This window comes from Mesorhizobium sp. M0514 (assembly GCF_040321145.1).
Lineage (GTDB): Bacteria > Pseudomonadota > Alphaproteobacteria > Rhizobiales > Rhizobiaceae > Mesorhizobium.
In genome coordinates this window covers 1-10,236 of the sequence record NZ_JAMYQZ010000134.1, presented here as the reverse complement: position 1 = coordinate 10,236, position 10,236 = coordinate 1, and the positions used below count along the sequence as shown (strand labels likewise).

Here is a 10,236-nt window from a genome sequence, read left to right as displayed (position 1 = left end):
CTGTCTTGGTCATGGTGGCGTTCCTTCCAGGGAATCGGTGACGTTGAACATCACCAGCCTGCCATGACCGCCCCCTCTCAGCGAATTTGCAGAACTCTCAGCACACTACCCTGTGGCGCCAACTGACATTCTGTCAGCTTTGTCAGGTTCACGACCCACGCTGTTTAGCCAATTTCTATATTTTGATTCAGCCAAATAGCTGAAGAAAATCACAAAAAATGTCTTCTTCGGCCTCGTTCGGCAATTGGCACAAGTTTTGAAACCTTCGTTGCTGGCGGCAGCAGGTGCCGACCGGCGCCGCCGGAGGTCCATCTGCCCTACATGGAGGAACTATCATGAACACTCTCGATCAACAGAGGGCACTGGAGCAAGCCGCACGAAAGCGCATTAAGGATTCCCACGCCCTCGACGGCGACGCCAGTCGCTTGGCCCACTTCTATCGCGGATGGGCCAATTCCTACGAGCTGGATGTGGGCCGCGACGGGTACTGCGGACCGATGATCGTGGCGGAGCTGGCGGGGGCCGTGCAGACAGCCTATTTGCCCAGGCAGCGAACTGCCATCGCAATCCTGGACGCTGGCTGCGGAACGGGTCTGGTCGGCGTTGAACTGGAACGCCTCGGTTTCCGATTGATCGACGGGATCGACCTCTCCGAGCAGATGGCCGAACAGGCCCGGAAAACCCACGTCTACCGCCATGTCCAAGGCGATATCGACCTTAACGGGCCGCTCTCCGGCCACCCCAGTGCGACCTACGATATTACGATCTGCTGCGGCGTGTTCACGCGCGGTCACGTCCGACCGCAAGCACTGCGCGAACTAGCTCGCGTCACGCGCCCCAACGGATTCATCATCGCAAGCACCCGCAAGAGCTATGCGACGGCCACTTCCTTTGAAGATGAGGTGAGCCGTCTGCAGGATGCGGGCGTGCTTGTGACCGCACAGTGTCTGAAGGACGGAAAATATATCGCGGAGGAGGGCGCGCATTACTGGGTTTTCAAAGTGCCCGATGGCGGCTGCGCAGAAACGGAGCAGCAGTTATGACCACACTACCGCAAATCTCACTGGCAAAACTGGCAGCCGATGCAACGCGACACGAAGAGCGGGAGCGCCTACGCCTGGCCTGCGAGGAATACGGGTTTTTCTATCTTGAGCATGGAATCCCGAAACAACAGATCGCAAAAGCGATCCAGGCGTCCCGGCGGTTCTTCGCGTTGCCGCAGTCGACAAAGGAACGCTACGGTCACGCCGCCCAAGACGTGTACCCCACTGCCGCTCGTGGATACAGTCCGTTGTACGGGGAGGTGCTACATCCCGACGCCGGCCCCGATCCGAAGGAATTGTTCGATCTGGGAATCGAAAACGAAGACGACCGACGTCCGTTTGCTGGTTGCACACGCCTTCCGGATGACGCGTTGGCTCCTGGTTTCGCACGAAATCTGCTTGCTTTGCAGTCTACCGTGGTCAACGAGGTTGTGCCGCAGCTCGGAATGGCACTGGCCGACCTGCTCGATATGGAAGAGGGCTGGTACCGACGCCATTTCAACCCGCCGACGGTCCTGCAACGAGTGATCCGATATCCATCTACTGGCGGCACGGCCGGAAAGCATACCGACAATGGCTTCTTCACGCTGCTGCTACAGGAGGAACTTCCCACGCGCTCCTTGCAGGTGTGGTTCGGGGGGTGCTGGGTGCCGGTGCCGAGCTTGCCCGGTAGTCTCGTTGTCAATCTGGGCGACATGCTTCAAGCCTTGAGCGATGACCGATTCAAGAGCACGCCGCACCAGGTCGTGCACACTGGTCCGGCTGAACGAATTTCCCTCCCCTTCTTTATCTATCCCGACGTCGACGCTCGCCTGACTTCCCGGCAAGGAAAGCAAACCTTCAGTGTCGAGGAAGTGATGCTGCGCAACTTTGAGTTAATCTGGGAAACCGGGGATGGCGCCGGACGCGCACGAGAGTTGCAATAAGTCGTTCGGTAATAATTTCAGCGGACGGCGCGCGCAGTGAACGAAAACGATGTCCGGATCAACCCCCGGAATCGTAGAGATGGGTGCATGGACATCATCGGCGTAACGCCCGAGCCGGCCGAGATGAAAAGATACTTCTCGGCCGGCTGATGGGCGATCGAGAAGGTCCCTCCCGACCGATTGCTCGCAGGCGTATGCCCGGACGCAGATTGTCAACATCCAGCACGTCCCCACAGGGTCGGCCTGCGCCTTGACGGTAATTGTCTGCGAGGTCGGCCGCGATGGCGATGAGGAGAGCGTGTAGGTCCGGTAGATTGGTCCGCCGAGAACGGGCAGCTCCAATGTGAGGAACTGTCCTGGATCAAAGTTGAACAGCACGCCGGACGGCGACCGAAAACAGAACGTCAGGACGTTCGGCGCCTCTGGAAGGACGAGGTGCATTCGAGTTTTTCCGCGTCAGTCCAGAAAACAAGCCGGGGTTTTGTGGCCACGTTCATTCGCTCACTCCGCAGCCAGTTGTATCGACGCCCAGAGATGGCTCAAGCCAGTTCGCATACCAATCGACAAATTGCGACACGCCGCTTTCCTGACCCGGCGAATACGGTCCAGGAACATATGCGGGGGAGAAGATCCCTCGCTGGTTGGTTTCGACGATCTCGCGGTTTTCATCATTGTTTGCGATCCAGACCTCCGTCAGGCGCTTGAGGTCGTAATCCTCGTCTTCGACGGCATCTTTATTCACGAGCCAGACGGTGGTGACCTCGGTTTCAGTGAGACTGATCGGCGTGACGCAGAAGGTCAGAGAGTAGTCTGGCAGGAAGTGGCTCCAGTCGTCGGATAATGGAACTTCAGCAGTGTGCCTGCATCGGGCAGAGCCACGTGGCCAGGATTTTTGCGAACGGCAGTCTTGCCGTCGAGCGTGTAACTCACGGCCCTTTGCTGCAACGGCATCCGCGCAAGGCGAAATTGGCCGCTGTCGGCGATCCGGCGCAGGCGCGCCTGAGGCTTCGCAAGAGTCAAAATGCGCCTGAAGGGTCGCCGAGACCGACCCGTCGGCAGACACGCCCGCCACATCCGGGTCGAGCGAGACGACAGAGCGACGGGTGGTTTGCTGCTGCAATGGTAGCATTCGCGATTGTTTTCCCACACAAGCTTCCAGTTGGCCTTCTCGATGATGGTCGACGTATACGCGACGTTCGCATTGCTAAGGTCATGGACTCAAGATAGGCAGGGCCAGTTTGGCAAAGGGTGTGAAAATCTGGTGGGGTTTCCGACAGACAGACGTAGATCAGGCCGGCCAGATTGCGCAGATGAACAGGCTTCAGGCCGTATCTGGACATGCCGAAGTCAGGCCCATGTCATTCGCCCAGATCAGCTGGCCGTCAAGCTCATAGGTCCACTGGTGATAGGGGCAGACGAGTTTGGCCACTTGACCTTCGCGGGCCTTGCAGATCATCAAGCCGCGATGACGGCAAGAATTATCGAAAGCGCGGATTTCACCATCGCGGCCCCGAACTATGATCACCCCATAAGCACCGACGCCCGCTTTCGCAAGCTGGCACGCCAGCGCCGCATGGAGCCATTCTGGTAGAAGATGTGCTCGAGTGTAAATCATCGGCGATGTGTAAAACGGCTGCTCAAGGGCATGGCCCGAGACGCGGCGCGCTAGCAACTCTTGGATGGAGGGCGAGGGGACGTCATGCCGAACTCCCATAAAATGGCGTGCACATTTGAGATGAAATTTTTTCTGGCTTGATGGTCCTTTACACAATAGAACTTATTTTCAGCGCGATTTAGTTTGGCTAATCTCGCCTGCACCGCGAGCCCATACCATGAAACAGAAAGCGGGTCCGAAGAGGCTCGTATGCCAAGACCGTATGACCTCTCCTCGATAACTGCTCTGATCTGCTTCGAGGCGGCCGCTCGAAATGCCAGTTTCAAGAACGCCGCTCAGGAACTGAACGTGACGCCGGCGGCTGTCAGCCATCAAATTAAGGCGCTTGAGAGTGACCTCGGATGCAACCTGTTCTTGCGCAGGAGCCGCGGTGTCGAATTGACTGAGAAAGGGGCGTTCTTGTTCGTCGCGGTTCAACGCGGGCTCGAGGCCATTTCCGAAGCCGTTACTCAGATGCGTGATCGCCCGGAAGCCGTTGACGTGACGATCCGAACCACCACGGCCGTCAGCTCGCTGTGGCTCACACCGAAGATTTCAGCTTTCTGGAAAAGCCATCCCACTATTACTGTCGCGCAGATCGTCAGCGACGTGCCCGGAATGGCTGACCGCTGCGATCTAAGTATTCAGTACGGCAACCCGCAGGAGAATCGTGAGGAGTGCCACAAACTCTTTCAGGACCGTATTGTCGCAATCGGAACTCCAAGGTTCGCCACAGAACAGGGCATTCGCAGAGTTGAAGATCTACTCAAGGCGCCTTTGATCCACATGAATAATGAGGAAACCGACTGGACGAACTGGACGGACTGGTTTCAAGCGCTTGGACACCCGAGCCCAAAGGGGCGCAGGTTTTCTGTGAACAACTACATGATCGCCCTCCAGGCTGCTCAAGACGATGTGGGGGCGGTATTGGGTTGGGACGGGCTCGTCAAAAACCTGATGAAAGAGGGACGGCTAGTCGAACTTGTGCCCGCCAGTATTCCGTCACCTGTCGCGTTTTATCTGAAAATCCATCTAAGCGCAGGCTCGAAAGCCCGACTTTTTGCGAGCTGGCTCGCAAAAAGCTCTTGAGTGGCTACTTTCTTGTTCCCGGACTTCTGCTGGCAATTTCGCATTGCCCGTTTTCGTTTCGTTATACCTTGCTCAGGTGAGCATAACTTGCTGCAAAACGCCCGAATTTATGCTGCCCACACGTCACCGGCTTATAGCGACGCGGATTGCTCTCGGTGACACATGAGGCCAGCGGTTCGATGATAGCATCGAAATCGGCATCAATAAAGAAGGGGATCGAGTACCGCTCGCGCCCCGTGGTATTCACCACCCGGTGCATGTTCGCCAGATAGAGGTCATTAGTGAGCCGCTGAATCAAGTCGCCAATGTTGATGACGAAGGTGCCGTGGATAGGCGTGCCCTCCACCCAGTCTCCATCCCGGTTCATCACCTGAAGACCGCCCACCTCATCCTGCGCCAGGATGGTCAGATTGCCATAATCCGTGTGCGCTCCGATGCCGATGATGTTTTCCCCGACATAGCCATTCTGCGGAGGGTAATGAAGCAGGCGCTGAATGCTGATCGGACTGCGCATCTGGCTCTCGAAATAATCCTCCGCCAAGTCCAGACTGAATGCGATGCCAGTCAGCAGTTTTTTCGCAAGGTCCACCATCTTCTGATGGTATCCGTACGTCAGTTCGCGAAACTCGGGCAGAACAGCGGGCCACTGATTGGATCCAAAAAACGGACCTTCCAGGGTCGAACGTTCAGGGCCGATGTCAAAGCACTCTTTGAGGTCCATCGTCTTGCCAGGATCGGTGTTTTCCCCGAATGGTTCGATATATCCGCGTAGCGCTACATCGGATCTGCTCACATGCAATTCCATCTTCTGCGCCATGGGCAAATCAAAGAACCGGCGGCTGACATCGAATACCGCATCTACGAAGTCCTGGGAAATGCCGTGGTTCTTCACGTACATGAACCCGGTATTCGACAAAGCCCAACGTATCTGCCTAGCCACCGCCTGTTTGTTGCTGCCATCGAGAAGCGGCGCGATATCGACCACCGGGATCTTGTCAAAGCTTTCGCGCTTCGCGCGCAACTTGTCGTCCAGCCTGGCAACGAGATCTACGGACATGAATACACCTTATTTCGGTTGTGAATGTCGACCCACCGATTTTGTCCCATATTCCACCCTGTTCAACGGCAAAAAAATTCTTCCGAGATTAGCTGTAGTAATCGTAATCGGTCTCAGTGCGTGCGGATCTGGAGATCCGCCTATCAAAACGCAATCGTCATGCTCTGTTCGCCTCGGGCGAGGACAACATCAACTCAACGTTCCCTAGTGGCGCGCGACATTGCGTGTCCTTCGGACACGTTACATAGAAGTTCTTGCTCGTTGCCCGCGTGTGATCGGAAAGGTGAAGAAGCAGGCTTTGCCGACAAGTGCCGCCAACAGAGCTCAATTCCTTGGCACTTGATTACCCACTGCATCACCAAAACATAATCGTCGGTCTGCAGACCCTTCGGGGCGCTGGCAGCCTACCTATGTAAAGCTGGCGACAGGATCGCCGAGTACGTCCATGCGAGGCGTGACCCCTAGGCCTGGTGTACTCGGGGCTGTCACATACCCGTCCACCACCGGAAAGTCGCCATCGGCCGTCTGACAGGACACCATATCTCGCGATTCCAGTACGCAGCGGAGATACCGCCGGGGAACCGTCTGGCCAAGCTGCACTACAGCCGCAAAAGCAATGTCCGACCCTGTCGTTTCCTGGACACTCAGGGTCAATCCGGCCGCAATGCAAATATCACGGTGGCGGCGGCCGCGTGTGAGGCCACCGTTCTTGGAAATTTTGAGGCCGATGCCTTCCGCCGCATCATCAGCAACCAGCATCGAGATTGCAGCGTCGCTGTCTGCAAGTTCGTCCCAAATTATCGGGACGGTAGAACGGCGTCGAAGGGAGAGGCATTCCCGCCAGGTCGCACAAGGCGCCTCAAGCACGAAATCAAGACCCTGCGGAAGAAGACGCAAAGTCCTCAACGCGCTCTCAACGGTCATGCCACCGTTTGCGTCTACGATAAAGTATTCGCCAGGGCGTCGGTCAGCAAGAGCCGCCTCTACACGCGCAGCATCGAGAATTGGTTCGTCGCCAATCTTCACCGAATGCGCAGTGTATCCCCGAGCGCGGTGATCTTGGACTCGCCCCCTCATGTCATCAGGCTCGCCCGCGTAGATCGAAGAGATCACGGGCAACCGATTGTCGGTGCGCCCCCCTAGAAGTTCGCAGACCGGCAGCCCCATAGATTTGCCCAAGATATCCCAGCACGCCACGTCAATCGCGGTTTTGGCGTGGAGATGGCCAAGCAAAGCTGCATCCATTGAATCGTTGATACGATCAACCCGGCGCGGATCTAACCCGATCAAGGCAGGCGCCATCTCGGCGATTCCGGCGCGTACGCCGAGGGCATGAGAGGCCACATAAGTGGACCCAAACGGCGTGCTTTCGCCCCAGCCTTCTAGCCCGCAAGCCGTCTCGATCCTCACGATGGTCGCGTCGAAACTGCGATACTCCCGACCGCCCGACAAAAGGTAGACCCCACCAGAATAAGGAAGGTCGACCTGGTAAACGTCGATCTGCTTTATTTTCAACGGTTTTACTCCTGTGGTGGGGTGAGTACAAGCTTGCCGACAAAGCCCTTATTCAGGAAGTCCTGCTGCGCCTCGGAAATCGAAGACAGCGGATACACCTGTGATACCAACGGGCGGATCTCATCTCGTTCGATATAGCTCACGAGGTTTTCAAACACTGCGTCTTCCTGGAACGTGCATCCGAATACAGTCAGGTCGCGCAAGTATATCGCCCGCAAATCCAGGTTAATCAGCGGGCCTGCAATTGCTCCTGCGACGGCATAGCGGCCGCCGGCCTTCAGCGTTTCTATGCGCTGCGCGGACATCTCGCCACCGACGATGTCGAGAACAACGTCAACTTGACGGGGCCCAACTACTTCAAGTGGATCGGCATCACGAGAGACGATCCGATGAGCACCAAGCGCCATAATAGCAGCTGCCTTTGACGCGGAAGTAGTCGCGATAACCTCAGCCCCCCGGCGACGGGCTAATTGAACAGCGGCCGAGCCAACGCCCCCCGACGCGCCTGTAATCAAGACAGTTTCGCCCGCCGAAACGTTGGCCCGATGCAACATGTTCTCAGCAGTTGAATACGCACATGGTATCGACGAGAGTTCGGCATCGCTCCAAGAACAGATCACTGGATAGACTTCGCAGGCCGGAGCCTTCGTGTACTGCGCAAAGGCTCCGTCGCATTCAGATCCGAAGGTCCAGCACTCGTACGGCCTATGGGCGACATAGCTCCTGAGCATGTTTTTCACGATGACCCTGTCGCCGAGACGAGCGCTTGATACCCCGTCGCCAACGGCTACAATTCTGCCGCAGCAGTCTGCCCCCTGTATCCTTGGAAAGGTCATCGGCGTGCCCGACCACGAGGCATCATCGTCATTGATGGAATTGGTCCCGGCTTCGCCGACCGAATTGGTCCCCTCCTTCACAACTTTCGAGTACCAGCCGAGCCGCGTATTAATGTCTGTGTTGTTCACGCCGGCCGCACTAACTCGGATCAGGACCTCTCCGGCTGCAGGTCGTGGAAGAGGGACATCATCCCGATATTCCAGCTTCTCGAGACCTCCGTGGCCAGTAAGGTGTACGGCGACCATATGCGTCGGGAGTGTGTCCATTGTCGGGAGTGTGTCCATTAGGGGTACCTTGGTTTAATCGTACAAACGTTGGGAGCGCATTCGCTTCAAATCGGCCGTCGCCGCGGAGATGGCGTCTTCTGTGCGCCTGGCCGGAAGCGCGCCAGCAAGCTGTCGATTAGTCCGACAATCGCTTCCGCTCTGCAGGCTGCCCTTGAATGCCGAGTTGATGCGCTCGATGGCGTCACCGATGATGGCGGTATAGCTACCCTGCTTGTGCTTGACTGTTTTCCGCAGGTTGTATGCGTCGAGTTGGTGTTCGATTACACGCTCGCAGCCCCAACCTGGATCACAGCCGTATAGTGCGGCTTTGCCGCTTCCGTCGGCATCAAACAATTTGACTATGGCAGGATCGGCGAACTGTTCAATTACCTTGATACCGTGAGCGTCCGCCGTCTTCTTGTCGATCAAATATCCTTGGTGAATTAGCTACGATTCCTCCTACCGGAGCTACCTTGTCGGTTCCGAGATTTGCGAGGAAACTGTTGTGAAGCGGATCCCAGAAGGCTGCGTAATACGTAGCATCGCCGTTCGCGACCGCTACAAAGGTTGCCTGCATTTGCGCAACTATGGGTTCCTTGACCTCATAGCAAAGGTCCCTAAGCCCCATCCCGACCAGATATGTTTGGAACATTTCCTCCGGATCGTTTGATTGCGCGGAAGGAATAACTGTCTTTCCTGCGCCTGGACGTGTTTCTGCGGCATGCGCAATGTCCCCAAGTGACAACAGAGACAAAGATGCAACTGCAAGAGACAATAATAGTCTAGCCATTTGGATATTCCTCTATAGTGCAATAGTGATTATTTTATTATTGGTTCTGGATGGCTTCGGCTGCCGTCTTTTTGGGGTACGGCGTGGCACCGAGTAATGGTGGTCTTCATGAAGGTTGTGTTAAGCGATCCAAGATAATCGCGAGCAGAACGATTCCGATGCCGCCTACTGTTGCAATTCCCATGTCGAGGCGTCCAATTCCGCGCAAAACGACCTGGCCCAATCCCCGACAGCGATCATAGAAGCCACTACAACCATAGAGAGCGCCATCATGAGTGTCTGGTTGACGCTCGCCATGATGGCCTTGCGTGCAACTGGCAGTTGTGCCTTGAGCAGAAGCTGGGGCGACGAGGCACCGAACGCAATCATCGCCTCGACGATTTCCGTTGGCACTTGTCGAATACCGAGATTGGTCAAGCGGATTACAGGTGGAATCGAGAATATGATTGTGACAATCACACCGGGTACATTGCCAATGCCAAATAGCATAACCACCGGCACCAGATAGACGAATGCAGGGATCGTCTGCATGCCGTCGAGAACAGGCCTCATTATGGCGAAGACGCGATCGCTCCGGGCAGCTAGAATTCCGAGGGGAATACCAATGGCGAGGCAGATGGAAACTGCGGCGAACACGATTACAAGAGTAGTCATGGCTTCAGACCAGATACCCAGGAAGCCTATGATCAAAAGAGTGCTGACAGTGGCTATCATCAGCCGCACGCCGCCCACCCGCCATGCCAAAATTCCAGCTAGTGCGATCAGCACCAAAGGAGGGACGGCGTTAGCAACCGATATCAGAAGGCTCAGGACGGCATCGATCGGTTGCTTCACCAACAAGAAGTATGGTCGAGCATAACCTACGAACCACTGAAGTGCGGAACTGATCCAGCCAGCGACTGGCGCAGTGTAGCAGGCGAACGGGTTCAAAAATCCGCAGTCTGTCATCGTTGCCACCTCAGGTTATCCCAGTGTTCCCTAGAGCGCAGTGTTCCCTAGAGCGCAGTGTTCCCTAGAGCGCAGTGTTCCCTAGAGCGCAGTGTTCCCTAGAGCGCAGTG

9 protein-coding genes and 2 pseudogenes are annotated in these 10,236 nt (G+C 56.3%); 3 read left to right on the top strand and 8 right to left on the bottom strand.

The genetic code is table 11. From position 1 onward, the window contains the following. Positions 1-335 precede the first annotated feature (335 nt). Together NKI61_RS30810 and NKI61_RS30805 are read left to right on the top strand one after the other, a co-directional pair. Positions 336-1,043: a class I SAM-dependent DNA methyltransferase gene (locus NKI61_RS30810; RefSeq protein WP_352842131.1), complete on the top strand. Its 708-nt coding sequence runs from the start codon at positions 336-338 to the stop codon at positions 1,041-1,043. Next, a complete protein-coding gene (locus tag NKI61_RS30805; protein WP_352842129.1) occupies positions 1,040-1,969 on the top strand; it encodes a 2-oxoglutarate and iron-dependent oxygenase domain-containing protein in 930 nt (309 codons plus the stop codon). The genes NKI61_RS30810 and NKI61_RS30805 overlap by 4 nt, the downstream gene beginning before the upstream one ends. Here the strand turns inward: NKI61_RS30805 and NKI61_RS30800 are convergent. Then, positions 1,958-2,466, bottom strand: a pseudogene (locus NKI61_RS30800) (FAD-binding oxidoreductase); the annotation flags it as partial. The gene NKI61_RS30805 and the pseudogene NKI61_RS30800 overlap by 12 nt on opposite strands. A 4-nt stretch (positions 2,467-2,470) precedes the next feature. Beyond that, a pseudogene (locus tag NKI61_RS30795) lies at positions 2,471-3,683 on the bottom strand (aromatic ring-hydroxylating oxygenase subunit alpha). A gap of 150 nt (positions 3,684-3,833) precedes the next feature. Here NKI61_RS30795 and NKI61_RS30790 point away from each other — a divergent pair. Then, a complete protein-coding gene (locus NKI61_RS30790; protein ID WP_352842125.1) occupies positions 3,834-4,712 on the top strand; it encodes a LysR family transcriptional regulator in 879 nt (292 codons plus the stop codon). 61 nt (positions 4,713-4,773) lie between these two features. Here the strand turns inward: NKI61_RS30790 and NKI61_RS30785 are convergent, their stop codons facing one another. The 6 genes from NKI61_RS30785 to NKI61_RS30760 form a co-directional block, all read right to left on the bottom strand. Beyond that, positions 4,774-5,769 (bottom strand): isopenicillin N synthase family dioxygenase, encoded by a 996-nt coding sequence (locus NKI61_RS30785; protein WP_352842123.1) that lies wholly within the window; start codon positions 5,767-5,769, stop codon positions 4,774-4,776. Positions 5,770-6,177: 408 nt separating this feature from the next. Continuing rightward, the gene (locus tag NKI61_RS30780) at positions 6,178-7,284 is read right to left on the bottom strand and encodes a mandelate racemase/muconate lactonizing enzyme family protein (RefSeq protein WP_352842121.1); all 1,107 of its coding nucleotides are present in this window, start codon (positions 7,282-7,284) and stop codon (positions 6,178-6,180) included. Between the two features lie 5 nt (positions 7,285-7,289). After that, the gene (locus NKI61_RS30775) at positions 7,290-8,387 is read right to left on the bottom strand and encodes an alcohol dehydrogenase family protein (RefSeq protein WP_352842119.1); all 1,098 of its coding nucleotides are present in this window, start codon (positions 8,385-8,387) and stop codon (positions 7,290-7,292) included. Positions 8,388-8,420: 33 nt separating this feature from the next. Beyond that, on the bottom strand, positions 8,421-8,816 hold the full coding sequence (locus NKI61_RS30770; RefSeq protein WP_352842117.1) for a glycine betaine ABC transporter substrate-binding protein: 396 nt from the start codon (positions 8,814-8,816) through the stop codon (positions 8,421-8,423). Beyond that, positions 8,770-9,177, bottom strand: coding sequence for a type 2 periplasmic-binding domain-containing protein (locus NKI61_RS30765; RefSeq protein WP_352842115.1), 408 nt, complete (start codon positions 9,175-9,177; stop codon positions 8,770-8,772). Before NKI61_RS30765 ends, NKI61_RS30770 begins: the two co-directional genes overlap by 47 nt. Positions 9,178-9,342: 165 nt before the next feature. Further along, on the bottom strand, positions 9,343-10,125 hold the full coding sequence (locus NKI61_RS30760; RefSeq protein WP_352842133.1) for an ABC transporter permease: 783 nt from the start codon (positions 10,123-10,125) through the stop codon (positions 9,343-9,345). Between the last annotated feature and the right edge of the window lie 111 nt (positions 10,126-10,236).